This is a genomic window from Flavimobilis rhizosphaerae (assembly GCF_014852685.1).
Lineage (GTDB): Bacteria > Actinomycetota > Actinomycetes > Actinomycetales > Cellulomonadaceae > Flavimobilis > Flavimobilis rhizosphaerae.
Window position 1 is genome coordinate 527,673 of the sequence record NZ_JACZDF010000001.1, and the last position, 25,306, is coordinate 552,978.

Annotated in this window: 22 protein-coding genes; 17 read left to right on the top strand and 5 right to left on the bottom strand. The window is 73.8% G+C overall.

Annotation, left to right across the window (positions count from 1 at the left end; translation table 11 throughout):
• Positions 1-61 precede the first annotated feature (61 nt).
• From IGS67_RS02265 to IGS67_RS02330, 14 genes are all read left to right on the top strand, one after another.
• The gene (locus tag IGS67_RS02265) at positions 62-658 is read left to right on the top strand and encodes an acyltransferase (protein ID WP_192277398.1); all 597 of its coding nucleotides are present in this window, start codon (positions 62-64) and stop codon (positions 656-658) included.
• Entirely contained in the window at positions 655-1,779 is a 1,125-nt protein-coding gene (locus IGS67_RS02270) for a DegT/DnrJ/EryC1/StrS family aminotransferase (RefSeq protein WP_192277400.1), read from the top strand. Before IGS67_RS02265 ends, IGS67_RS02270 begins: the two co-directional genes overlap by 4 nt.
• A complete protein-coding gene (locus IGS67_RS02275; protein ID WP_192277402.1) occupies positions 1,779-2,765 on the top strand; it encodes a Gfo/Idh/MocA family protein in 987 nt (328 codons plus the stop codon). The genes IGS67_RS02270 and IGS67_RS02275 overlap by 1 nt, the downstream gene beginning before the upstream one ends.
• On the top strand, positions 2,762-4,141 hold the full coding sequence (locus tag IGS67_RS14260; RefSeq protein WP_328741368.1) for a glycosyltransferase: 1,380 nt from the start codon (positions 2,762-2,764) through the stop codon (positions 4,139-4,141). Before IGS67_RS02275 ends, IGS67_RS14260 begins: the two co-directional genes overlap by 4 nt.
• A complete protein-coding gene (locus IGS67_RS02285) occupies positions 4,138-6,090 on the top strand; it encodes an ABC transporter ATP-binding protein (RefSeq protein WP_192277404.1) in 1,953 nt (650 codons plus the stop codon). Before IGS67_RS14260 ends, IGS67_RS02285 begins: the two co-directional genes overlap by 4 nt.
• A gap of 1 nt (position 6,091) precedes the next feature.
• Entirely contained in the window at positions 6,092-7,261 is a 1,170-nt protein-coding gene (locus tag IGS67_RS02290) for a glycosyltransferase (protein WP_192277406.1), read from the top strand.
• Positions 7,258-8,484: a glycosyltransferase family protein gene (locus IGS67_RS02295; RefSeq protein ID WP_192277408.1), complete on the top strand. Its 1,227-nt coding sequence runs from the start codon at positions 7,258-7,260 to the stop codon at positions 8,482-8,484. The genes IGS67_RS02290 and IGS67_RS02295 overlap by 4 nt, the downstream gene beginning before the upstream one ends.
• 93 nt (positions 8,485-8,577) lie before the next feature.
• Entirely contained in the window at positions 8,578-9,753 is a 1,176-nt protein-coding gene (locus IGS67_RS02300; RefSeq protein ID WP_192277410.1) for a glycosyltransferase family protein, read from the top strand.
• The gene (locus tag IGS67_RS02305; RefSeq protein WP_192277412.1) at positions 9,750-10,895 is read left to right on the top strand and encodes a glycosyltransferase; all 1,146 of its coding nucleotides are present in this window, start codon (positions 9,750-9,752) and stop codon (positions 10,893-10,895) included. Before IGS67_RS02300 ends, IGS67_RS02305 begins: the two co-directional genes overlap by 4 nt.
• 113 nt (positions 10,896-11,008) lie before the next feature.
• Positions 11,009-12,271, top strand: coding sequence for an OmpA family protein (locus IGS67_RS02310; RefSeq protein WP_235977482.1), 1,263 nt, complete (start codon positions 11,009-11,011; stop codon positions 12,269-12,271).
• A 50-nt stretch (positions 12,272-12,321) separates the two neighbouring features.
• Positions 12,322-12,954 (top strand): DUF3060 domain-containing protein, encoded by a 633-nt coding sequence (locus IGS67_RS02315; RefSeq protein WP_192277414.1) that lies wholly within the window; start codon positions 12,322-12,324, stop codon positions 12,952-12,954.
• 2 nt (positions 12,955-12,956) lie between these two features.
• Positions 12,957-13,664 carry a response regulator transcription factor gene (locus IGS67_RS02320; RefSeq protein ID WP_192277416.1) on the top strand — a complete coding sequence of 236 codons (708 nt, stop codon included), beginning with the start codon at positions 12,957-12,959 and terminating at the stop codon, positions 13,662-13,664.
• A complete protein-coding gene (locus IGS67_RS02325) occupies positions 13,661-14,764 on the top strand; it encodes a sensor histidine kinase (RefSeq protein ID WP_192277418.1) in 1,104 nt (367 codons plus the stop codon). The genes IGS67_RS02320 and IGS67_RS02325 overlap by 4 nt, the downstream gene beginning before the upstream one ends.
• A gap of 249 nt (positions 14,765-15,013) precedes the next feature.
• Positions 15,014-15,940, top strand: a complete 927-nt coding sequence (locus tag IGS67_RS02330; RefSeq protein ID WP_192277420.1) for an NAD(P)-dependent oxidoreductase — start codon at positions 15,014-15,016, stop codon at positions 15,938-15,940.
• A 104-nt stretch (positions 15,941-16,044) separates the two neighbouring features.
• On the opposite strand, the gene IGS67_RS02335 is transcribed toward IGS67_RS02330, so the two are convergent.
• The 3 genes from IGS67_RS02335 to IGS67_RS02345 all read right to left on the bottom strand — a co-directional run bounded on the left by IGS67_RS02335 (position 16,045) and on the right by IGS67_RS02345 (position 19,051).
• The gene (locus IGS67_RS02335) at positions 16,045-17,175 is read right to left on the bottom strand and encodes an Mrp/NBP35 family ATP-binding protein (protein WP_192277422.1); all 1,131 of its coding nucleotides are present in this window, start codon (positions 17,173-17,175) and stop codon (positions 16,045-16,047) included.
• A gap of 72 nt (positions 17,176-17,247) precedes the next feature.
• Positions 17,248-17,775, bottom strand: coding sequence for a DUF1003 domain-containing protein (locus IGS67_RS02340; RefSeq protein ID WP_192277424.1), 528 nt, complete (start codon positions 17,773-17,775; stop codon positions 17,248-17,250).
• A complete protein-coding gene (locus IGS67_RS02345) occupies positions 17,768-19,051 on the bottom strand; it encodes a magnesium transporter MgtE N-terminal domain-containing protein (RefSeq protein ID WP_192277426.1) in 1,284 nt (427 codons plus the stop codon). Before IGS67_RS02345 ends, IGS67_RS02340 begins: the two co-directional genes overlap by 8 nt.
• A gap of 70 nt (positions 19,052-19,121) precedes the next feature.
• Between IGS67_RS02345 and IGS67_RS02350 the strand changes: the two genes are divergently transcribed.
• Entirely contained in the window at positions 19,122-20,015 is an 894-nt protein-coding gene (locus IGS67_RS02350; RefSeq protein WP_235977483.1) for a general stress protein, read from the top strand.
• A 140-nt stretch (positions 20,016-20,155) separates the two neighbouring features.
• On the opposite strand, the gene IGS67_RS02355 is transcribed toward IGS67_RS02350, so the two are convergent.
• Positions 20,156-21,700, bottom strand: a complete 1,545-nt coding sequence (locus IGS67_RS02355) for an aminopeptidase P family protein (RefSeq protein WP_192277428.1) — start codon at positions 21,698-21,700, stop codon at positions 20,156-20,158.
• A gap of 35 nt (positions 21,701-21,735) precedes the next feature.
• Between IGS67_RS02355 and IGS67_RS02360 the strand changes: the two genes are divergently transcribed.
• The gene (locus IGS67_RS02360) at positions 21,736-22,659 is read left to right on the top strand and encodes a PHP domain-containing protein (protein ID WP_407925799.1); all 924 of its coding nucleotides are present in this window, start codon (positions 21,736-21,738) and stop codon (positions 22,657-22,659) included.
• Positions 22,660-22,715: 56 nt separating this feature from the next.
• Entirely contained in the window at positions 22,716-23,276 is a 561-nt protein-coding gene (locus tag IGS67_RS02365) for a MarC family protein (RefSeq protein WP_210767024.1), read from the top strand.
• A 370-nt stretch (positions 23,277-23,646) separates the two neighbouring features.
• Here IGS67_RS02365 and IGS67_RS02370 read toward each other — a convergent pair whose 3' ends face one another.
• Positions 23,647-25,296, bottom strand: coding sequence for a DEAD/DEAH box helicase (locus tag IGS67_RS02370; protein ID WP_328741369.1), 1,650 nt, complete (start codon positions 25,294-25,296; stop codon positions 23,647-23,649).
• Positions 25,297-25,306: the final 10 nt, after the last annotated feature.

A 25,306-nucleotide genomic window follows, 5' to 3' on the forward strand; every position in this document is an offset into this window, starting at 1 on the left:
AGGTCGGCACCTCGACCGGCGCGCGAGCGCGCCCCCACGTCACCCCCTGGACGGAGCTGGAATGGCAGTGCGCATCGCGCCGAGCGCGGACGTGTCGGACGAGGCCACGATCGGGGAGGGCAGCTCGGTGTGGCACCTCGCGCAGGTGCGCGAGCAGGCCGTCCTCGGCGAGGGCTGCATCGTCGGCCGCGGCGCCTACATCGGCACCGGCGTCCGCCTCGGTGACCACTGCAAGGTCCAGAACTACGCGCTCGTCTACGAGCCCGCCGAGCTCGCCGACGGCGTCTTCGTCGGCCCCGCCGCGGTCCTCACGAACGACCAGTACCCGCGCGCCATCAACCCCGACGGGTCCCTCAAGGACGCGTCCGACTGGCACGCCGTCGGCGTCACCGTCGGGCGCGGCGCCTCGATCGGCGCGCGCGCCGTCTGCATCGCCCCCGTGAGCATCGGCGACTGGGCGACCGTCGCCGCAGGCGCCGTCGTCTCCCGCGACGTCCCCGCGCACGCGATCGTCCGCGGCGTGCCCGCGCGCCAGGTCGGCTGGGTCGGCCACGCCGGACACCCCCTGGTCGCCGAGGGCGACCGTTTCCGCTGCCCCGCGACCGGCCGGCTGTACGAGCCCGCCGGCGACACCATCAGAGAGGTCGAGAACGCATGAGCGAGCTGGAGTTCATCCCCCCGGCGAAGCCGATCATCGGCGACGACGAGCGGGCCGCGGTCGACCGCGTCATGCGGTCCGGCATGGTCGCGCAGGGCCCCGAGGTCGCTGCGTTCGAGCAGGAGTTCGGCGCCCACATGGTCGCCGGCCGCGAGTGCGTCGCCGTGTCCTCGGGCACCGCGGGCCTCCACCTCGGCCTCCTCGCCGCGGGCATCGGCCCCGGCGACGAGGTCCTCGTGCCGTCGTTCACGTTCGCCGCGACCGGCAACTCCGTCGCCCTCACCGGCGCGACGCCCGTCTTCGTCGACATCGAGCCCGACACGTTCGCCATGGACCCGGCCGCCGCCGCGGCCGCCATCACCGAGCGCACCGCCGGCATCATGCCCGTCCACCTCTACGGCCACCCCTTTGACGCCCCCGCGTTCCAGAAGCTCGCCGCCGACCGCGGTGTCCAGCTCTTCGAGGACGCCGCGCAGGCCCACGGGGCGAGCCTCGACGGCGCAAAGGTCGGCACGTTCGGCTCGTTCGCGATGTTCAGCCTCTACCCGACGAAGAACATGACGTCCGGCGAGGGCGGCATGGTCTCGTGCGCCGACGCGGACGTCGCCCGCAACGTGCGTCTCCTGCGCAACCAGGGCATGGAGAAGCAGTACGCGAACGAGGTCGTCGGCTTCAACAACCGCATGACCGACATCCACGCCGCGATCGGCCGCGTCCAGCTCGGCAAGGTCGACGCGTGGACCGCCCAGCGCCAGGCCAACGCCGCGTTCCTCGACGCCGGCCTCGCCGGTGTCGCCGGCGTCGTCGTGCCGCCCGTCCGCGAGGGCGCCGTGCACGTCTACCACCAGTACACGATCCGCCTCGACGGCGCGACGGGCGCCGAGCGCGACGCCGTCGTCGCCGCGCTCAAGGCCGAGCACCAGGTGGGCTCGGGCGTCTACTACCCGATCCCCAACCACCGCCTCGCCTCCCTCGAGCACTTCGCGCCGGGGCTCGAGCTGCCCGAGACCGAGCGCGCCGCGCGCGAGGTCATCTCGCTGCCCGTGCACCCCTCGCTCACCCCCGAGCACCTCGACCGCATCGTCGCAGCCGTCGCGGCCGTCGTCGGGGCAGGTGCGTGATGGCGAACCTCCGCGCAGGCGTCATCGGCATCGGCGCCATGGGGCGCCACCACGTGCGTGTCTTCCGCGAGATGGACGGCGTCGACCTCGTCGCCGTCGCCGACCCGGGCGGCGACCCGTTCCGGGTCGCCGGCAAGCTCGAGGTCCTGCCCGACGCGGCCGCGCTCGCGGACGCGGGCATCGACCTCGCCGTCGTCGCCGTGCCCACCCGCTTCCACGAGGAGACCGCGCTCACGCTCGCCGCTGCGGGTGTCCACACGCTCGTCGAGAAGCCCGTCGCGGTCGACTCCGCCGCGGGCGAGCGCATGGCGAAGGCCTTCGACGACGCCGTGCTCGTCGGCGCCGTCGGGCACATCGAGCGGTACAACCCCGCGATCCAGGAGGTGCGTCGCCGCATCGCCGACGGACAGCTCGGCGAGGTCTACCAGATCTCCACCCGCCGCCAGGGCCCCTTCCCCGCACGCATCGCGGACGTCGGCGTCATCCTCGACCTCGCCTCCCACGACATCGACCTCACCGCGTGGGCCGCGCAGTCGACGTACACGACCGTCTCGGCGCAGACGTCGTTCCGCTCGGGCCGCGAGCACGAGGACATGGTCCTCATCACCGGCCGCCTCGCGAACGGCGTCAATGTTAACCACACGGTCAACTGGCTCTCGCCCATGAAGGAGCGCCTCACGGTCGTCGCGGGCGAGCGGGGCACGCTCATCGCCGACACCGCGACCGCCGACGTGACGTTCTACGAGAACGGGCGCGTGCAGACGGAGTGGGACGCCGTTGCGGCGTTCCGCGGCGTCGCCGAGGGCGACGTCACGCGCTACGCGATCGCCAAGCGTGAGCCTCTGCGCACCGAGCTCGAGGCGTTCCGCGACGCCGTGCTCGGCGGCGAGAACCGCACGGTGTCGATGGCCGAGGGGCTCGCGACGCTCCGCGTCGCCGAGGCCGCCAAGCGCTCCGCGCAGACGCAGGAGACCGTCCGCCTGTGACGGTTCCCGCGCACGACGACGGCACGTACGCCGACGGCACGGGCGCCGCACCCTCGGGTGCGGCGCCCGTCGGCGCCCCCGCCTCGGGCGGTGCGCGTCGCCGCGAGGTCCGGCGGCACGCGGTCCTCGCGACGCGGATCTTCGCGCCCGAGCCCGCCGCCGCGTCCTTCCGGCTCGAGGCGCTCGCACGCGCGCTCGGCTCCCCGGACCCGGCCGCGCCCGACGAGCGCCACGCCGTCACGGTGCTGACGACGTGGGCGCGGCGCTCCGAGCGCGAGCGTGCGCGCGACGCCGACGAGGACCTGCGCGGCGCGCGCGTGCGCGTCGAACGCGCCCCCGTGCTGCGCGACCGCACGGGCTACGTGCGCGGCTACCTGCCGTACCTCTCGTTCGACGTGCCGCTGCTCGTGCGGCTGCTCGCCGTGCCACGCCCCGACGTCGTCGTCGCCGAGCCCCCGCCCACGACCGGTGCGATGGTCCGCGTCGCGTGCGCCGTCCGACGCCTGCCGTACGTCTACTACGCGGCCGACGTGTGGTCCGACGCGACCGCGGGCGACGGGTCCGTCCCCGGGCTCGTCACGCGGCTGCTCGCGGCCGTCGAGGGCTGGGCGATGCGCGGGGCGCGCGGAGTCGTCGCCGTATCACCCGACGTCGCCGAGCGCGTCGAGGCGCTCGTCGCGGGCGGTGCGACGCGTCGTCGAGCGCGGCGTCCCGAGGTCCTCGTCGTCCGCAACGGCGTCGACACGGACGTCTTCCGGCCCGGGCTGCCGCGCCCGCAGGGCGCCCCCGGACGCTACCTCGTCTACGCGGGCACGACGTCCGCATGGCAGGGCGCCGACGTCTTCGTGCGCGCCCTCGCGCACGTCCGCGAGACCGTGCCCGACGCTGAGCTCGTCATCCTCGGCCAGGGCTCCGACTTCGAGACGCTGCGCGCCCTCGCCGACGAGCTCGTGCCCGGCGCGGTCCACCTGCATCCCGTCGTTCCCGCACCCCAGGCCGCCGCATGGATCGGCAACGCCGCCGCCGCGCTCGTCTCCGTGCGTCCCGGCGTCGGCTACGACCTCGCGCTGCCGACGAAGACGTTCGCCGCCGCGGCGTGCGGCACGCCCGTCGTCTTCGCCGGACCCGGACCCGCCGTCCCCCTCGTCCGCGAGCACGAGCTCGGGCAGGCCGTCGCGTACGACGTCGAGGAGGTCGCGGCCGCGATGATCGCCGCGCTCGGGGCCCCCGCCGGCGCCGAGCGCGCCGCGGGCCTCGCCGCGTGGGCCCGCGAGCACGCGAGCGTCGCGCACGTCGGGGCGACCGTCGCCGCCCACGTGCGACGATGGCGCGACCGCCGCGCAGCTGGCGCGGCCCCCGAGGACGGACGTTCGTGAAGCTCATCTGGCGCACCTGGCGGCGGCTCGTGCCGCTCCTGCCCGGCCGGGCGCAGCGGTTCCTGCGCACCTACATGGTCGCCAACGCGTGCCTCTCGCTGCTCGACGTCGCGGCCCTCGCGCTCCTCGCAGTCTCGCTCGCGCCTATGCTCGCGGGCGACGACGCGTCGCTGCCGCTCGTCGGGGCGATCGGGAACGTCGCCGTCATTGGCATCGTCTCCGGGCTCATCCTCCTCAAGGGCGTACTCTCCGTGACCCTCCAGTGGATCGTCACGCGGCGCTTCGCCGCCTACGAGCTCGAGATCGGCGACCGCCTCTTCGACGCCTACATCCGCGCGCCGTGGACCGACCGGCTCTCACGCTCGACGTCGCAGCTCGTGCGGCTCGCCGACGTCGGCATCGCCAACGCGACCGCGGGCTTCCTCCTGCCTGTCGCGGGACTGCCCGCGCTCGCCGCGACGTTCGCGTCCGTGCTCCTCGTCCTCGTCGTCACCGAGCCCGTGACGGCCGCGATCACGCTCGTGTACCTCGGGCTCGTCGGGCTCCTGCTCTACCGCGTCGTCTCGCGGCGCTCCGTGCAGGCCGGACGCGTCAACCGCGACTACTCCTTCCGCGTCGCGCGACTCATGACGGAGATGGTCGGCGCGCTCAAGGAGATCACGCTGCGCGACAAGGCCGGCGAGGTCGCCGACGTCGTCCGCGCCAACCGCGCCCACACCGTCCGTGCCCGCGCGAACCTCTCGTTCCTCGCGGCCGTGCCGCGCTACGTCGTCGAGACCGCGATCGTCGGCGGCTTCCTCCTCGTCGGCGGCGCTGCGTACCTCATGGACGGGCCCGGCGGTGCGTTCGGGGCGCTCGCGATGTTCGGCGTCGCCGGCTTCCGCATGGTCCCCGCGATCACGGGATTCCAGGCCGTCGTCGCGACGACCGCCGCGAACATCCCCAACGTCACCGCCGTCATCGGCGACATCGAGGCGGCCGAGGGCTACCTCCGCGCCGCCGAGACCGGCGGGCGCGAGCCGCTCGCTGGCGAGCCAACACGCCTCACGCTGCGCGGCGTCGGCTTTACCTACCCCGGTTCGCACACCGAGGCGATCCGCGACGTCGACCTCGACCTGCCGCTCGGCTCGTCGCTCGCTCTCGTCGGGTCCTCGGGCGCCGGCAAGTCGACCCTCGTCGACGTGCTCCTCGGCCTGCTCGTGCCGCAGAGCGGCACGATGCGCGTCGACGACCAGGACCTCGCCGACGTCCTCGCGGCGTGGCGGGCGCGCGTCGGCTACGTGCCGCAGGACGTCGCGCTGTTCGACGGCTCGGTCGCGCAGAACGTCGCGCTCACGTGGACCGACGACCTCGACCGCGACAAGGTGCGCGCATGCCTCGCGAGCGCGCAGCTGCTCGACGTCGTCGAGGCTCGCGAGGGCGGGCTCGACGCTCGCATCGGCGACCGCGGCATGGCGCTCTCCGGCGGGCAGCGGCAGCGGCTCGGCATCGCGCGCGCCCTGTACTCCGACCCTCTCGTCCTCGTGCTCGACGAGGCGACGAGCGCCCTCGACACGCAGACCGAGGCGTCCGTCGCGGCCGCGATCGCCGGGCTGCGGGGCAAGGTCACGCTCATCGCGGTCGCGCACAGGCTCTCGACCATCCGCCACTCCGACCAGGTGTGCTTCATGGCCGACGGCTCGATCGCGGCGCGCGGGACGTTCGACGAGCTCGTCGCGGCGGTGCCCGACTTCCAGGAGCAGGCGGCGCTCGCAGGCCTTGCGACCCTCCCCGGGACTGCGCCCCTCGCGGCTGAGCCCCTCGCCACGGGCCTCCAGCTTCACGACGGATTGACGGCTTCCGACCATTCAAAGGGGGTCACGCGTCAATCCGTCGAGATGGGCGACGACGGACCAGGCGGCGCCGAGTCTGCCGGAGACGACGCTGGCGGCGTCCGGCAGGATGGGTGACGTGCACGCGTCCACCTCCGTTCCCGCGGTCGACCTCGTCATCGCCGTCCACGACGCCCGGCGACCCGTCGGGCGTGCCGTGCGCAGCGTCCTCGACGGCTCCGAGGGGCTCGTCCGCGTCACCGTCGTCGCGCACGACCTCGGCATCGGCACGGTCGAGGACGCCCTCGCGCTCACGCCCGACGAGCGCCCGCACGTGCGTGTCCTCGGGTACTCCGACCACGTGCGCAGCCCCGCGGGCCCCTTCAACCACGGCCTCGCGCACGCGCGCGCCGAGTTCGTCGCAGTCATGGGCTCGGACGACACGCTCGAGCCCGGCGCGGTACGCGCCTGGCTCGACGTCGCGCGCGTGCGCGGCTCCGACGTCGTCCTCGCGCCGCTGCGCCAGGGCGGCCAGGTGCTCCGCAACCCGCTCGTGCGGAGCGGGACGGGCCGCCCCGGCCCGCGCGCGACGACGCCGCTCGACGCGGTTGCGGACCGGCTCCTCTACCGCTCGGCGCCGCTCGGGCTGCTGCGGCGCTCGACGCTGCGAAGGCTCGGCCTGACGTTCACCGAGGGCCTCGCGACGGGGGAGGACCTCGAGCTCTCGGCGCGTCTGTGGTGCTCGGACGCGCGCATCGACATGCTGCCGTCGGCTCCCGCGTACGTCGTCGGTGCGGACGCCGCCGACCGTGTCACGGGTGCCCGGCGGTCCGTCGCCGACGAGCTCGCCGCGGTGACGCGGCTGCGGACCGTCGGTCTGCCCGGCGAGCTGCGTCCCTCGCAGCGGCGCGCGCTCGCGATCAAGGTGCTGCGCGTCCACGTGCTCGGTGCGCTCGGGCGTCGGCAGTCAGCTGACGCCTGGGACGACGACGGCCCCGCCGCGCTGCGCGCCGAGGCACGCGCGTGGCTCGAGGCCGCGCCGACCGCGCTCCACGCCCTCGCGCGCGCCGACCTCGCCGCACTGCGCGTCGTCGCGGGGCGCACCTGGGTCGCCCGGACCGGGGACGACGAGCGCCTGCCCGTCGGCAGCGACGACGGCGGCCCCGCAACCGCGGGCCGGTTCGCGGCCGCAGCCGCCGTGCGCGCCCGCGCCGGCCGCCTCACGACGCTCGTGCCCCGCGACCTGCCCGACCTCCTCGACCCCGAGTCGACCGCGACCCGCTACGTGAGGTACCGACTGCCGTGGTGAACCTCCCTCCCGCCGTGTCGCGCGTGGCTGCGGCCGTCGTGCGCCGTGCGCCCGACGGGCTCGTCCGTGCCGTCGCGCCGTCGCTGCGGCCGTGGGCACCGGGCGACGTCCCCGTGAACCCGCCCGTCCCCGGCGCGCCCGTGCGGCTCTATGTCGGCCCCGCGAACTACGCCGGGCAGGGCACCGCGTGGGCCCGAGCGGCCGAGCTCCTCCCCGGCGTCGGCGCCGTCGCCATGACCGCCGAGCCCCCTGCGGGCTTCAGCTTCCCCACCGACGTCCGCGTGCCCCAGGCCGTCTACACGGGCTCGCACCGCTGGCAGAGCGCGCAGCGGCGCTACGTCGGACGCTTCAGCCACGTCCTCGTCGAGGCGTGCCGGCCGCTCTTCGGCACGCTCGACGCGACCGCGCACGAGCCCAACGGCGTGTGGCGCGAGATCACCGACCTGCGGGCGTCGGGCGTCGTCGTCGGGAACGTCGCTCACGGCAGCGACGTGCGCGACCCAGCACGGCACCTCGAGGCGACCGCATGGTCACCGTTCCGCGACACCGCGTGGGAGACCGGTCGTCTGCTGGCGATCTCCGCGCCCGAGCACAACCGACGTCTCGACGAGCTCGAGGCGAGCGGCGTCCCGACGTTCGTCTCCACGCCTGACCTCCTGCGCGACCGCCCCGCCGCGACGTGGCTGCCGCTCGTCGTCGACCCGGACCGCTGGGCGACCGACGCCCCGCCGCTCGCACGCCCCGTCCCCGTCGTCGTCCACGCGCCGACGAACGGACCCGTCAAGGGCACCGCCGCGATCGAGCCCGTGCTCGAGCGGCTCGCCGCGCGCGGCACGATCGACTACCGGCGGGTCACGGGCGTGCCCGCCGCACGCATGCGCGACGTCTACCGGGACGCGGACGTCGTCCTCGACCAGTTCGCGCTCGGCTCCTACGGCGTCGCGACGTGCGAGGCGATGGCCGCCGGCCGCGTCGTCGTCGCCCACGTCACCGACCAGGTCCGCACGGCCGTCGCCGAGCGAGCCGGACGCGAGCTGCCCGTCCTCGAAGCGACCCCCGACACGCTCGAGGACGTGCTCACGCACGTGCTCGACGAGCGCGCCACGGTCGCGGAGCGAGCGTGGGCCGAGGGGCCCGCGTTCGTCAGGGCGCTCCACGACGGACGCGCGAGCGCCGAGGCGCTCGCCGGGTTCTGCGGCGTCGCGGCGGCCGCGGACGCGTGAGCGCGCCGACGTCCCCCGGGGGCGTGGGGTCCCGCCGAGGTGCGTCACCCGGTCGTCACCCGTCCCGCGCGCTGTGCTGAGAGACTAGGTCCCGTGCCCCGCACCTCCCTTCTCATCCTTTCGTTCTCGCCCATCGCGTCAGACGCGCGCGTCCTCAAGCAGGTGCGTCTCTTCGCGGAGCGGTACGACGTGACGACGTGCGGCTTCGGCCCCGCCCCGACGGGACCGGGTCTCGACGGCGTCCGGCACGTCGAGATCCCCGCCGAGCACGCGAGCCTCGCGCTCGACGGGCGCCTCATCACGCTGCGCGCGTACCCGCTCGTCGAACGACGCACGCCCGCCGTCGTCGGTGCGACCCGCGCGCTCGCGGACGCAGGGCTCGGGCGCGGCACGTTCGACGTGATCCTCGCGAACGACGTCGAGTCCGTGCCGCTCGCGCTACGGCTGCGGCCGCGCCTCGGGGTGCATGCGGACCTCCACGAGCTTTCGACCCGCCTGCACGACGAGAGCCCTGCGTGGACGCGCCGGATCGCGCCCTACCAGCGGTGGCTCGCCCGGCGCTTCGTCTCCCGCGCGCGCTCCGTGACGACCGTGAGCGAGGGCCTCGTCCGCGGCTACGCCGAGGACGCGCGTCTCAAGGCGAGCGTCGTCGTCAACGCGACGCCCTTCGCGGACCTCGAGCCGACGACGGTGGCCGACGACGCCCCGCTGCGGCTCGTCCACTCGGGCGCGGGCCTCGCCAACCGGCACCTCGAGATCCTCGTCGAGGCAGTCGCCCTCACCCGCAACCGCGTGACGCTCGACCTCTTCCTCACCGCCAACGACCCGGCGTACCTCGCGCGCCTGCGCATGCTCGCGGCTGACATCCCGGGCGTCACGCTGCGCGACCCCGTGCCCTACGAGGACCTCGTCGCGACGCTCGCGGGCTTCGACGTCGGCGTGTTCGTCCTGCCGCCCGTCAACGCGTCCTACGCGCGCGCCCTGCCGAACAAGCTCTTCGACTTCGTCCAGGCACGACTCGGGATCGTCGTCTCGCCGAACGACGAGATGGCGGCGCTCGTGCGCCAGCACGGGCTCGGAGCCGTCACCGCCGGGTACACCGCGCGCGACCTCGCCGACACTCTCGACGCGCTCACCGCCGCGGACGTCCGGGAATGGAAGCAGGCCGCGCACGCCGCGGCCGGGCCGCTGTCCGCCGAGCAGCAGACCGCGGGCTGGGTGCGTGCCGTCGACGCGATCGCGGCGCGTGCCGCAGGAGGTGCCCGATGACCCGCCCGTCGCTCCTCATCCTCTCGTTCTCACCCATCGCGTCCGACGCGCGCGTCCTCAAGCAGGTCCGCCTGTTCGCGGACCGCTACGACGTGACGACGTGCGGGTACGGTCCGGCGCCCGAGGGCGTCGTCCGGCACCTCCAGGTGCCCGACGAGGCCGTGTACTGGCGCAAGGACCCCCTCGCGCTCCTCACCTTCCGGCACCGGACCGTGCTCGCCCGCAACGCCGCGATCGCGGCCGCGCGGCACCTGCTCGCGGGGCTGAGCTTCGACGTCGTCCTCGCCGACGACGTCGACGCGGTGCCGCTCGCCCTCGAGGTCGCCCCGCGCCTTGCGTCCGGCCGCGCCGCCGTGCACGCCGACCTCCACGAGTACGCGCCCGCGCAGAACGAGGAGGTGCTGCGGTGGCGGATCTTCGTCGCGCCCTACGTGCGCTGGCTGCTGCGCCGCTTCGTCACGCAGGCCGCGTCCGTGACGACCGTCGCCCCCGGGATCGCCGAGGCCTACCGGCGGGAGCACGACCTCGACGCGAGCGTCGTCGTCAACGCAGCCCCGTACGTCGAGCGCGAGCCCGGTCCGGTCGGGGACCCGCTGCGTCTCGTCCACACCGGTGCCGGCCTGCGCGGACGTCGGCTCGAGATCATGATCGACGCAGTGCGGCTCACGCGCGCCGACGTCACCCTCGACCTCGTCCTCACGCCGAACGATCCCGAGTACGTCGCCGAGCTGCGTACCCAGGCCGCGTCGGTGCCCGGCGTCACGGTCCACGACCCGGTCCCGTACGCGGAGGTCAACCGCATTCTCGCCCGGCACGACGTCGGCGTCTTCGTCCTACCGCCAGTCAACCGCAACTACGCGAACGCGCTGCCCAACAAGCTCTTCGACTTCGTCCAGGCGCGACTCGGCATCATCGTCGGTCCGGGACCGGAGATGGCGCGGCTCGTGCGTGAGCACGGTCTCGGCGCGGTTGCGTCCGCGAACACCGCGGAGGCGCTCGCGGCAGCGCTCGACGCCGTGACGCCCGACGACGTCGCCCGCTGGAAGGCCGCCTCGCACGCGGCCGCCCGCGCGCTGTCCGCCGAGGAGCAGTCGGGCGCGTGGGCGCGCGCGGTCGACGCGATCGCGGCAGCGCCTCGCTGAGAAGGGCCGTGCCGAGCAACGCCTGCCGAGCATCGTCTGACCTGCGCGGTCGTGTCGCGAGACTGCGACACGCTCGCCACGCGCGTGCGACATCTCCTTCCTAGGATCGAGACATGACGAAGCGCCCCGCCCTCGCACTCTCCCCGTTCCTCGCGTTCGCGCTCGCCGGGTGCGCGTCGGGCGCATCCGTGCCGGAGCCGGGCACGTCGTCGGGCACGATGCCGACGGTCCCGGTCGCGGCGTCGGCGGCCCCTTCGACCGCGACGCCGGACGCACCGACGCCGGTCGCGACGTCCACGACCGCCCAGCCGGGCGCGAACGTGCCCGCCGTGCCCGGCTACGCGGCCGGTGAGATCCCGCCCGTGCCGCTCTTCGTCCTCCCGGACCTCTCGCTGCTCGACACGTCCGTCCCGGACGTCACGGCCGAGCTCGCACGCGCAGTCGCCGAGATCCCTGGCGTCACCGCCGAGGCCGCACGGTGCGACGCCGCGGGCGACGTCGTCGTCGGGGACCGGACAGCTCGCCTCTACGGTGACGGGTCCGGGAACTACGTCGGCCCCGACGGAGCGGTGCGCAACTACGGCGACGGCTCCGGAACCGTCACCGACGGGGGCCGCCGCCTGCGGTCCTACGGCGACGGCGCAGGGGAGTACACCGACGGCGAGGTCACCGTGCGCGCGTACGGTGACGGGACCGGCGAGTATACGGACGCTCGCGTCAACGTGCGGATCCTCGCCGACGGCGCCGGGTCGTGGACCGACGGCAGCACGAGCATCCGCAACTACGGCGACGGTGCGGGCCTCCTCGAGGACGGCACCGTGACGATCCGCAACTACGGTGACGGCTCGGGGGAGTACCGCGACGCGCACCTGAGCATCAGCAACGACGGCGACGGCGAGGCCGTCGTGACGACCGCCGACGGCGGCCCCGTCACCGTGCCGGCCGAGCCGCTGCCCCCGGTCGCACCGCTCGGTGCGTTCCCGCCGCTCGGGGTGCTCGCCCCCATCGAGTCGTGCGGCGTGACGCTGACGTTCGACGCGGCCGTCCTCTTCGACTTCGACCGCAGCGACGTCCGCGCCGACGCCGCGGACGCACTCGACGCCGTCGCGACGGCGCTCACGACGGCGAAGGTGCCCGGTGCGGTCGTCGCGGGGCACACCGACGCGATCGCATCGGAGGACTACAACCAGCGGCTCTCGGAGGCCCGCGCCGACGCGGTCGTCGCCGCGCTCACCGGCCGCGGCGTCACCGCAGACCTCACCGCGACCGGCTACGGCGAGACCCGCCCCGTCGCGCCCAACACGCTCGACGGTGCCGACAACCCCGCCGGACGCCAGCTCAACCGGCGCGTCGAGATCTTCGTGCCGTCGTCGTGAGCAGGCTGCGCCCCCCGCCCGTCAACGTTCCCTCGACCGGAGGACCCACCATGCACCGCCACCTCATCGACCGCCGCGCCACGCGCACCGCCGCCCGCGCGCTGCCTCTCGCTCTCGCAGGACTCCTCCTCCTCGCCGGGTGCGGCGTCGAGGTCACCGACGGCGCCGCGCCCGGCCCGTCATCGACGGTGCCGGCAGCCGGGACGGCGACGTCCGGGCCGACGGAGCCCGACGCGCCGAGCGCGTCGACCGCGACCCCCGACCCGGCGACCCCCGACCCGGCGACCCCCGACCCGGCGACCCCTGACCCGGCGACCTCCGACGACCCGACAGGGCGGGGTGAGGCCCCCGCCGTCACCGACCCGGACCTCACGGCCGAGCGTGACGACATCCTCAGCAAGGTGACGACGACCGTCGCGTGTGACGGGACGCGCGTTCTCGACACCGACGGCGCGTACGTTCGCGTCGAGGGGCCGTGCGACCTGCTCACCGTCCAGATGGACGCGGGCGCTGTCGTCGCCGACGACGTCACCGAGCTCCGCGTCCTCGGCACAGGCGTCACCGTCTTCACGGACGCGCTCACGACCCTCAGCGTCTCGGGCGACATCAACTGGGTGTACTGGGCCGGGACGACGCCCGACGTCACCGACGTCGGCACCTCGAACGTCGTCGCACGCTGGTGAGCATGGACCGCCCCCGCATCCTCCTCGTCGACGACGACGCCGCGATCACCGACGCGCTCGGCCCCTACCTCGAGCGCTCGGGCTTCGCAGTGCGCGTCGCGGCCGATGGCCAGGGGGCTCTCGACGAGGTCTCGCACGCCGTTCCCGACCTCATGGTCGCCGACGTCATGATGCCGCGGCTCGACGGTCGCGAGCTCGTCCGGCGCGTGCGCGCCCGCCGGCTCACGCTGCCGATCATCCTCCTCACGCAGGTCGGGGAGTCCTCCGAGCGGTCCGCGGCGCTCGACGAAGGTGCCGACGACTACCTCAACAAGCCCTTCGACCCGCACGAGCTCGTCGCCCGCATCCGTGCCGTCCTGCGCCGCTCGGCGGCGACACCCGGACTCGCGGGTGCGCGCACGCTCACGGCGCACGACCTCGTGCTCGACCGCACCGCGCGACGCGTCCACCTCGCCGGCCGTGAGGTCGTCCTCACACCCAAAGCGCTCACCCTGCTCGAGCACCTCATGCTCAGGCCCGGGGAGGTCCACACGCGCGAGCGGCTGCTCGCGACGCTCTGGGGCCTCGACTTCGCGACGCCGAGCCGCGCCGTCGACCACCGCGTCGCCGAGCTCCGCCGCGAGCTGCACGACGACGCCTCCGCGCCGCGGTTCCTCGAGACCGTGCCGTCCGTCGGGTACCGGTTCGTCGCGCCCGTGGGGTCGGCATGAGCGGGGCGACGGCGTCCCAGCACGACGGGCCTTCGGGTGGCCCGGCGGCCGGTGCCGGTCCGCAGCCCACCGCCCCGCAGCCCACCGCCCCGCGTCCTGCTGCCGCGGCCGACGGGCCCGCCCGGCCCCGTGCCGTCACCGTCGCGTGGGCGCTCGCGGGCGTCGCGCTGCTCGCGGCCGCCGTCGTCGGCCTCGCGCTGCGTGGCGACACGCGCGTCGTGCGCCTCACCGTCGCCCTGCCCTGTGCCCTCGCTGCCTGCGCACTCACGGTCGGCCTGGTCGCCGTCGTCGTCGCGCTCACGGTGCGTGCGCGCAGCCGTCGTCGGGCACGCGACCGTGCGCGCGACGGCGCGCACGCGCGCGAGCTCGCAGCCGCGTACGACGCCGCCCGCACCGCGGGCCGCGACGAGCAGCGTGACCAGCACCGGCGCTTTCTCGCGCGGCTCGACCACGAGCTCAAGAACCCCGTCACCGCGATCCGCGCCGTCGCAGCGTCAGGGGCCGCGGGCGCACCGACGCCCGACGCCTGGGCGAGCATCGACGCCCAGTCGCGCCGCCTCGCGACGCTCGTCCGTGACCTGCGCAAGCTCGCCGAGCTCGAGACACGACCCCTCGAGCTCGAGAGCGTCGACCTGCCCGCGCTCGTGCGCGAGGCTGTCGACGCGCTCGCCGCGACCGATCCGGGGCTCGCCGCACGCCTCAGCCTCACCGTGACGACCGTGCCGTGGCCCGTGCCCGACGTCGCCGTCGACCGGGACCTTCTCGCCGTCGCGGTCGACAACGTCCTCGCCAACGCCGCAAAGTTCTCGACCGACGGCGCGATCGAGGTGCGGCTGCGCGAGCACGACGGCCGCGCCGAGATCGAGGTCGCCGACGCCGGACGCGGGATCCCGGCCGCCGAGCTGCCGCACGTGTGCGACGAGCTCGCGCGCGCCGCCAACGCGCGCGACGTCCCGGGCTCGGGCCTCGGGCTCGCCCTCGTCGCAACCGTCCTGCGGCGGCACGGCGGGACGGTCGTCGTGAGGTCCGTCGAAGGGACCGGGACGTCGGTGACGCTCGCGCTGCCGACGGCGACGGAGACGTCGGGCCCCGGCACCTGAGCGCGGCCGGCGCCTGAGCGTGGCGGGCGCCTGAGCGTGGCGGGCGCCTGAGCGCGGACGGCACCTGAGCGTGGAGGGCGCCGAGGCACGCTGCGCGCTGGACGGGGGCCGCGGCCGCGCCTCGGACCTGAGACGATGGGACCGTACCCATAGCCCCGGCGCGAGCCCGCGCGGCATGGGACCACGCGCCCGGGCCGGCCGTCCACGCCGGTCCCTGATCGCGGCACCGCAGCCGCACCGGAGGTTCGCATGACCAGCACCACCCACGCACCCCGCGTCACCGTGACGGGCGACGTCCCCGCCTGGCGCGACGCCGTCGTCCGCGGCGGCGGAGAGCTCACCGAGCTCGGTCCTGACACCGAGGTCCTCGTCTGGCACGGCGGACCTGCGACCGAGCTCGTCCCCGTGCTCGCTGCCGCCCCGAACCTGCGGTGGGTCCAGCTGCCGTCCGCGGGCGTCGAGGCGTACGTCGCCGCCGGCATCTTCGAGCGCGAGGTCGAGTTCACGTCCGCCAAGGGCGCGTTCGCGGAGCCCGTCGCGGAGCACGCGCTGCTCCTCACGCTCGCCGCGCTCCGGCACGTCACGCGCCGGGCGCGTGCGACGTCGTGGGGCACGCCCGCGGGCATCAGCCTCTACGGCCTCACCGTCGGGATCCTTGGCGGCGGTGGTATCACGACCGAGCTGCTGCGACTTCTCGCGCCGTTCGGTGTCCGGACGATCGTCGCGCGCCGCTCGACGTCGCCGCTCGAGGGCGCGGACGTCACGACCGACCTCGACGGGTTCCGGGAGCACCTCGGCGAGATCGACGTGCTCATCGGCGCGATCGCGCTCACGGACGCGACGCGTGGCTGGGTCTCCGCGGAGGTGCTCGCGGCGCTGCCGTCGTCGGCCGTCGTCGTCAACGTCGCGCGCGGTGGTCTCATCGACACCGCCGCGCTCGTCGCGGCGCTCGACGCGGGCGAGATCGCCGGTGCAGGCCTCGACGTCACCGACCCCGAGCCGCTGCCGGACGGGCACGCGCTGTGGGGCCGGGACGACGTGCTCGTCACGCCGCACACCGCCGACACCCCGGAGATGGTCGAGGCGATGATGGCCCGCCGCATCGAGCACAACGTCCGCGCGTGGCACGCGGGCACGCCCCTCACGGGCGGCGTCGACCGCGCAGCGGGCTACTGACACCTCGCACACGCCTCTGATCGCGAGATAGCGCTCCTGGGTCGAGATAGCGCGCGTTGCGTGCTATCTCGACGCGGGAGCGCTATCTCGCGGGACGGGGAGCCTCAGCTCACCGTGAGGGGGAGCTTCTTGCCCGCGAGCCCGCGGCCTCGCGTCGCGAGGGTGCGGGCGACCGCGCGGAGCGCCTGGGCCGCGGGCGAGGTCGGGTCCGTGAGGACGACGGGCGTGCCGCCGTCGCCCGCCTCGCGCAGCGCGACGTCGAGCGGGACCTGCCCCAGGAGCGGCACGCTGACACCGAGCGCCTCCGAGAGCGATGCCGAGACGCGCTCGCCGCCGCCCGAGCCAAAGATCTCCAGCCGTGAACCGTCGGGCTGCTCGAGCCACGACATGTTCTCGACGACGCCCACGACGCCCTGGTTCGTCTGGCGCGCGATCGAGCCCGCGCGCTCCGCGACCTCCGCGGCCGCCGACTGCGGCGTCGTCACGACGACGATCTCCGAGCCCGGAAGCAGCTGCGCGACCGAGATCGCGATGTCACCCGTGCCGGGCGGAAGGTCGAGCAGCAGGACGTCGAGGTCGCCCCAGAAGACGTCGCCGAGAAACTGCTGCAGCGCCCGGTGGAGCATCGGTCCGCGCCACACGACCGGCTGGCCCGGCGGCACGAACATGCCGATCGAGACCACCTTGACGTCGTGCGCGATCGGCGGGAGAAGCATGTCGTCGACCTTCGTCGGCATCTCGCGCGCGCCGAGCATGCCCGGGATCGAGAAGCCGTAGATGTCGGCGTCGACGACGCCGACGCGCAGACCGTCGGCCGCCATCGCGACCGCGAGGTTCGCGGTGAGCGACGACTTGCCGACACCGCCCTTGCCCGACGCAATCGCGTACACCTTCGTGAGCGAGCCCGGCTGCGAGAACGGAATGACGGGCTCGCCGTCGCCGCCACGCAGCTGCTTCTTGAGCCGCACCCGCTGCTCGGGACTCATGACGCCCATCTCGACGGACACCGACGCGACGCCCTCGACCGCCGACGCGGCCGCCGTGACGTCCTCGACGATCTTCGCCTTGAGCGGGCAGCCCGCCGTCGTGAGGTCGATCGCGACCGTCACCTCGCCGGCACCCACCACCTCGACCTCCCGCACCATGCCGAGCTCGGTGATGGGACGGCGGATCTCGGGATCGATGACGGTGGCGAGCGCTGCGCGCACGGCCTCGACGAGGGACGGCTGAGTCATGGGACCATCCTAGGTCGCCCCGGCCGGGAGACGACCAGGACCGTGGGACGTGTCACCGACCGGACGTGCGGATCAGCGCGCCGGCTCGTCCGGCTCGGACGCGTCACGCCCCGCAGCCTCACGCCCCGCCTCGATCTCCTCGAGCAGGTTCCTCAGCTCCGAGCGCACGAAGTCACGCGTCGCGACCTCGCCGAGCGCGATGCGCAGCGCAGCCATCTCCCGGGCGAGGAACTCCGTGTCCGCGAGGTTCCGCTCCGCACGCTGCCGGTCCTGCTCCGCCGAGACACGGTCCCGGTCGTCCTGCCGGTTCTGCGCGAGGAGGATGAGCGGCGCCGAGTACGACGCCTGCAGCGACAGCATGAGCGTCAGCAGCGTAAAACCGATCGCGACCGAGTCGAACCGCAGGTGCTCCGGCCCCCACGTGTTCCACGCGAGCCACACGACGCAGAAGATCGTCATGTAGACGAGGAACCGCGGCGTCCCCATGAACCGCGCGATCCCCTCCGACGCCCGCCCGAAGGCGTCGTCGTTGCGCCGCGGCAGGAACCGCTCGCGGAGGGAAGTCCGCTTGCCCTTGGGCTGGTCGAGACGCTCAGCCACGGCTCTCACCACCCACGGGGGCGTCGGGGACGTGGTCGTCCTCACGCCAGTCCTCAGGGAGCATGTGGTCGAGCACGTCGTCGACCGACACCGCGCCGAGCAGACGACGGTCCGGGTCGAGGACCGGCAGCGCGAGAAGGTTGTACGTCGCGAGCAGGCGCGTCACCTGCGCGAGTGGCGCCGACGGGCCGACGTGGTCGACCGCGTCGAGGACGTCGCCGAGCGACTGGTGCGGAGGCTCGCGCAGCATCCGCTGGAAGTGCACGACGCCGAGGAAGCGTCCCGTCGGCGTCTCGAGCGGGGGCCGCACGACGAACACCATCGACGCGAGTGCAGGCGGAAGGTCCGCCCGACGGATGTGCGCCATCGCCGCCGCGATCGACGTCTCCGGGGCGAGGACGACGGGCTCGGTCGTCATGAGACCGCCGGCCGTGTAGTCGTCGTACGCGAGCAGCCGCTGGACGTCGCGCGCGTCCTCGGGCTCCATGAGGCCGAGGAGCTGGGACGCGCGCGCGTCCGGCATCTCGTGGAGCAGGTCGGCGGCGTCGTCCGGCTGCATCGCCTCGAGGACGTCGGCCGCGCGCCCCGGCTCGAGCGCGGTCATGATCTCGACCTGCGTGTCCTCGGGGAGCTCCTCGATGACGTCCGCGAGCCGCTCGTCGTCGAGCGCTCGCGCCACCTCGATGCGTCGCTCCTGCGAGAGGTCGTGCAACGCCTCGGCGAGGTCAGCAGGCTTGAGGTCCTCGTACGCGGCGAGAAGCAGGGCCGCGCCCTGGTTCTGCTCGGTCGACGCGAGCGACAGCACCTCGGTGATGTCGACGACCTCGCTCTGCCCGCGCCGGCGCAGCCCGAGCGTGCTCTTCGACGGCTGCATGCGCCGCACGAAGAGCCGGTCGACCATCCAGTCGCCGTTGCGCTGCTTCTCGATCGAGACGTCCTCGATTCGAGCGGACCCCGACCCGTCCGCGAACGCGACGACACGGTCGAAGAGCTCGCCGACGACGAGCGACTCCATGCGCCGCTGCTCGAAGCGCCGCATGTTGACGAGACCTGTCGAGATGACCTGGCCCGCGTCGATGCTCGTGATGCGGGTCATCGGCAGGAAGACGCGGCGTCGGCCGGGGACCTCGACGACGAGCCCCACGGCGCGCGGCGCCCCCTTGGGGCGCATGAGCACGACGACGTCCCGCACCCGCCCGACGCGGTCCCCGAGCGGGTCGAAGACAGCGGTCTCGGCGAGCCGGGCGACGAAGACTCGGGTTCCGACAGCGCTCACGGGCACAGCCTATGCGCGCAGCTCGGCTCGCGGGCGACCGTCCGCGCCCGCGGTGCGGCATGATCGTCGTATGAGCAACCCGATGCTTCCTGCCGCCGGGCGTGGACCGGTCCCCGCGGTGCCGACGCTGCCCGAGGGGACGTCCGTCGCGTCCTTCCGCACGTACCTCGAGGCGCAGAAGGCCGTCGACCACCTGTCCGACGAGGCGTTCCCCGTCCAGTCGCTGACGATCGTCGGTGACGACCTGCGCATGGTCGAGCGCGTGACGGGCCGCCTCACGTACGGCCGCGTCGCGGCGGGCGGGCTCATGTCGGGCGCGTGGTTCGGACTCTTCATCGGTCTGCTGCTCTCGATGTTCTCGAACGACGGCACGGGGTTCCCGATCCTCGCGGCGGTGCTCATGGGCGCCGCGTTCACGACGATGTTCTCGCTCATCTCCTACGCACTGACGCGCGGCAAGCGTGACTTCACGTCGCAGAGCCAGATCGTCGCGACGCGCTACACGGTGCTGTGCCGCACCGAGCACGCCTCGCGTGCGCGCGAGATGCTCGCCGCGGCGGGTATCCGCTCGACCGCAGGCGGCCCGACGGTCCCCGCGGGGCCGGACGTCGTCCACGGCTTCCCGGCGCCGGCGGTGCCGCCGCGCGGCGCTGCCCTTCCGGGGGTGCCCGACGCCCCTGCAACACCGGACGTGCCGACGGGCCAGCCGCGTCCGTCGTCGATCTCGTCGCAGTACGTGACCCCCGACGGCCGCCCGCGCTACGGCGTGCGGCACGAGGACCTCCAGCCCGACGGCACACCGAAGCCGGAGGCGATCGCCCCGGAGCCGGACGCCTCGTCTCCGTCGGACCCCGCGTCGCAGTCGGGCCCCACGGCGTCGTCAGCCCCGTCGTCGGGCACCCTGTCCGACCCGACCGCCCCGGCATCGGACCCGTACCGCACCCCGACGCCCCCGAGCGAGTAGCACCCCCAAGCCACTCGGAGGTCTGGAGCACCATCGAATGGTGCAGGGGACCTACGAGTCGATCGGGTGACGAGCGAGGGCCCCTGCACCGGATCGGTGCAGGGGCCCTCGGCCTTGGGGCAAGCCCCGGACGACGTGTGTCAGCGCAGGCTCGCCATCCACGCCTCGACCTCGTCGGCCGTGCGCGGGAGCGCTGCCGTGAGGTTCTCGTTGCCGTCGGCCGTGACGAGCACGTCGTCCTCGATGCGTACGCCGATGCCTCGGTACTCGGCGGGCACGAGCATGTCGTCCGCTTTGAAGTAGAGGCCCGGCTCGATCGTGAAGATCATGCCCGGCGTGATCTTCCCGCCGACGTACATGTCACGACGCGCCTGCGCGCAGTCGTGGACGTCGATGCCGAGGTGGTGGCTCGTGCCGTGGACCATCCAGCGGCGGTGGTGCTGACCCTCGGGCGACAGCGCGACCTCGGCGGTGACGCCCTCGGGCAGCAGGCCCCACTCGGCGACCTTGCGGGCGATGACCTCCATCGCGGCCGCGTGCACGTCGGAGAAGACGTTGCCTGGCACGGCGGCCTCGAACGCGGCGTCCGCCGCCTCGCGCACAGCCTCGTACACCTTGCGCTGCACGTCCGTGAACGTCCCCGAGACGGGCAGGGTGCGCGTGACGTCGGCCGTGTAGAGGGAGTCGACCTCGACGCCCGCGTCGACGAGGATGAGCTCGCCCTCGCGGACCTTGCCGTCGTTGCGGATCCAGTGGAGGGTCGTCGCGTGGTCGCCCGCTGCCGCAATCGTGTCGTAGCCGACCGCGTTGCCCTCGATGCGGGCGTTGCCGTCGAACACGGCCTCGACGACGCGCTCGCCGCGCTCGTGCGCGACGGCGCGCGGCAGGGCGCGCACGATCTCCTCGAAGCCCGTGACCGACGCGGCGACGGCTGCGCGCATCTGCTCGATCTCCCACGCGTCCTTGACGAGCCGCAGCTCCGAGGCCGCCTCGGCAAGACGAGCGTCGTCGGCCTCCTCGACCCCGGCCGCGGCGCGCACGGCCTCGACGAGCGCCGTGACGTGCTCGTCGGCCTCCGTGACGACGAGCAGCTCCGTGCCCGCACCGACGTCCTTGGAGATCGCGTCCTCGAGCGCGTCGAGGTGCTGCGTCTCGATGCCCAGGACGACGGCGAGGTCCTCGAGCGTCGGACGCGGCCCCACCCAGAACTCGCCGTACCGCGAGCTCGAGAAGAACTCGTCCGTGTCGCGGCCCGATGCCGGACGGAAGTAGAGGACCGCGTCGTGACCGCCGTCGGCGCGCGGGTGCAGCACGAGCACGGCGTCGGGCTCCTGGTCCGTGCCGAGCCCCGTGAGGTGCGCGAACGCGCTGTGCGGGCGGAAGCGGTAGTCGGTGTCGTTCGAGCGGACCTTGAGCGGCCCGGCGGGCACGACGAGGCGCGCGCCCGGGAACTGAGCGGAGAGCGCATCGCGACGGGCCTGCGCGTAGTCGGCGACCTCGGCGCGCTCGGGCGCGGGTCCGGTGCGCGGGCCCCAGCCGGACATGACGAAGTCGCGGAACGCCGAGGAGTCCGGGCGCTGCGAGCGCTGCTCGCCACGAGCCGCGAGCGACTGGTCGGGGGTGTCGGTGCCCGTCGCGTCGGGCGTCGGGTCCTGGTTGCCGGGGGTGAGGGCGTCGGTGCTCATACCTCCATCGTCCCACCCTCCGCGGGCGAGCGTGGGTGACCGTCGTCTCCGCAGGTCCCGGGGCGCTGAGCCTAGAGTGGGGTGTGCTCATCGACCTCCACACCCACTCGCACGTCTCGGACGGGACAGACGCGCCCGCGGCGCTCGTCGCGGCGGCGGCCGGCCGAGGTCCCGCGGGAGCGCTCGCGGACGGCGTCCGGCGCCTCGACGTCGTCGCGCTCACGGATCACGACACGGTGGGGGGCTGGGACGAGGCCGCGGCTGCGGCGCGCGAGCACGGCATCGACCTCGTCCTCGGCACGGAGGTCTCCGCGCGTGCCGAGGGCATCTCGGTGCACCTCCTCAGCTACCTCCACGACCCGCACGACGCCGCTCTGCTCGCGCTGTTCGACGCGGTGCGGGTGTCGCGCGACGGGCGTGCTCGCGTGATGGTCGAACGGCTCGGGGCCGACTTCCCCGTGACGTGGGAGGACGTCGTCGACCAGACGCAGCCCGGTACGACGATCGGCCGACCCCACATCGCGGACGCGCTTGTCGCGGCGGGCGTGTGCGCCTCGCGGGATGTTGCGTTCGCCGACCTGCTCCACACCGACTCCCCGTACTACGTGCGGCACGCGGTGCCCGACGCTCCCGACGCGGTGCGCGCGATCGTCGCCGCGGGTGGAGTCGCCGTCATGGCGCACCCCGGTGCCCACATGCGGGGACGGATCGTCTCGGATGCCGTCATCGAGGAGCTCGCGGCCGCCGGGCTGGCAGGCTTGGAGGTCGCCCACCGGGACAACGATGACGCGCAGCGTGTCCGTCTCGACCGGCTCGCGCAGCGCCTCGGACTGCTGACGACGGGCTCGAGCGACTTCCACGGTGACGGTAAGCCCAACCGCCTTGGGGAGAACCTCACTTCCAGCGAGGCGCTCGCAGAGATCGAGCGCCGTGGCACGACAAGAATGGTCCGCGCGTGAGCGACATCGTCAACCTGCGCCTCCTCACCGAGGTCTTCATCACGCTCTTCGTCATCATGGACCCGCCCGGGATCGTCCCGATCTTCCTCGGGCTCACGGGCGCCATGACGGCCAAGGAGCGGCACCGTGCTGCGCGCCAGGCTGTGCTCGTCGCTGCGGGTGTCATCGTCGCGTTCGCACTCTTCGGGCAGCGACTGCTCGACTACATGCACATCTCGCTGCCCGCGCTGCAGGCGTCGGGCGGTCTGCTGCTGCTGCTCATCGCGCTCGACCTGCTCACGGGCAAGATGGAGGACCCCGAGGCGCCCAAGGGCAACGTCAACATCGCGATGGTGCCGCTCGGAACGCCGCTGCTCGCGGGACCGGGCGCGATCGTCGCGGCGATGCTCTTCGTGCAGCGGGTCGACGGGTCGGTCGCGGACTGGCTCGCGATCGTCGTGGGCTTCGCGGGGGTCGTGCTGTGCATGTGGGTCGCGATGCGCTTCGCGGGCGTCATCATGCGGATCCTGGGGGAGTCGGGGACGATCCTCGTCACGCGGATCGCGGGTCTGCTGCTCGCGGCGATCGCGGTCCAGCTCGTCGCGGACGCGGTCACGGCGTTCATCCAGGCGGCGTAGCGCGGCCTGCCGCTGGTGAGGTGGCTCGATAGCCCATCCGTGCGCTTCCCGCGTACGGATTCGCTATCGAGCAAGCTTCGGAGGCTGGGCTGACGACGACGTCGGCCGTGAGGTGGCTCGATAGCCGATCCGTGCACGCGTGGCGCACGAATCGGCTATCGGGGAGAGGCCGCCCTCGGTCGATAGTGGATCGTTACGTGGATGGTGCATCGATCGGCTATCGAGCCACGAGGGTGGTGCACCACGAGGGTGGTGCACCACGACGGGAATGCTCCGTCTCTCCGTCGGGAAGCCGGTCGACGCGGGAAGGCCCCGTCACGCTCGTCGGGACGAGCGTGACGGGGCCTTCCGTCATCGATGCTGCCGAGGCTCAGGCCTCGGTCGCGGGCGCCTGGCCCTCGACGGGCGAGCCGCCGCGGGTCCGGCGACGTCCGCCACGCGACCGGCGCCGCTGACCGCCCTCGGCCTTCTCGCCGTCCTCACGCGGGGCACGGTTCTCGTCAGAGGCGCGGCTGGCAGCTGCGCCGTCAGCGCGCTCCGCACGGCCCTCGCCGCGGCTCCGGCCGCCACCACGACGCTCGCCGTCACGACGCTCGCCGCGACCGTCGCCACGCCCACGGCCGCCGTCACGACGCTCGCCGCGACCACCGTCACGACCCGCGCCCGCAGGCTTGCCGCCGCGCTTGCCGGTTTCACCGAGGTCCTCGAGCACCTCGCCCGCGAGGCCCTCGAGCACCTGCTTCGACTTCGGCAGGCGGCCCTTCGTGCCCTCGGGGATGTTGAGGTCGGTGTAGAGGTGCGGGCTCGACGAGTAGGTCTCGACGGGCTCCGGCACGCCGAGGCCGAGGGCCTTGTCGATGAGCGACCAGCGGGGCACGTCGTCCCAGTCGACGAACGTCACCGCGGTGCCCTTGTTGCCCGCGCGACCCGTGCGGCCCGTGCGGTGGAGGTAGGTCTTCTCGTCCTCGGGGCACTGGTAGTTGACGACGTGCGTGACGTCGTCGACGTCGATGCCGCGCGCCGCGACGTCGGTCGCGACGAGCACGTCGACCTTGTTGTTGCGGAAGGCGCGCAGCGCCTGCTCGCGCGCGCCCTGGCCGAGGTCGCCGTGGAGCGAGCCGGCCGCGAAGCCGCGGTCGACGAGCTCGTCGGCCACCTTGGCAGCGGTGCGCTTGGTGCGCGCGAAGACGATCGTGCGGCCGCGGCCCTCCGACTGGAGGATGCGCGCGAGGACCTCGACCTTGTCGAGCGCGTGCGCGCGGTAGACGACCTGCTTGATGTCCTTCTTCGTGAGGCCCTCGTCGTCCGGGTCCGCGGCGCGAATGTGCGTCGGGTGCGACATGTAGCGGCGGGCCATCGCGACGACGGCGCCGGGCATGGTCGCCGAAAAGAGCATGGTGTGGCGGTTCGCCGGGGTGCGCGAGAGGAGCGTCTCGACGTCGGGCAGGAAGCCGAGGTCGAGCATCTCGTCGGCCTCGTCGAGCACGACGCACTTGACGTGCGAGAGCACGAGGTGACCCTGCTTGAGGAGGTCGATCATGCGTCCGGGCGTGCCGACGACGACGTCGACGCCGTTGTTGAGGGCCTCGATCTGCGGCTCGTACGCGCGGCCGCCGTAGACCTGGACGATGCGGACGGAGCGCTTGCGCGACGCGGTCGCGAGGTCGTTCGCGACCTGGACGGCGAGCTCACGCGTCGGCAGGACGACGAGCGCCTGCGGCTTGCCCGCGAACGGGAGCGTGTCGTAGCCCTCCTCGCCAGGGGCGACGACGCGGTGGAGCAGCGGGACGCCGAACCCGAGCGTCTTGCCCGTACCGGTCTTGGCCTGGCCGATGATGTCGTGGCCCTGCATGGCGACGGGAAGCGTCATCGCCTGGATGGGGAAGGGGCGGGTGATGCCGGAGTCGGCGAGGGCCTCGACGATCTCCGGACGGACGCCGAAGTCACCGAAGGTGACGTCGGCGGAAGACTGGACGCTCGCGGCGACGGCCGCGGGCTCGGTGGTGGACTCGGTGGTCACGGTGCCTCGT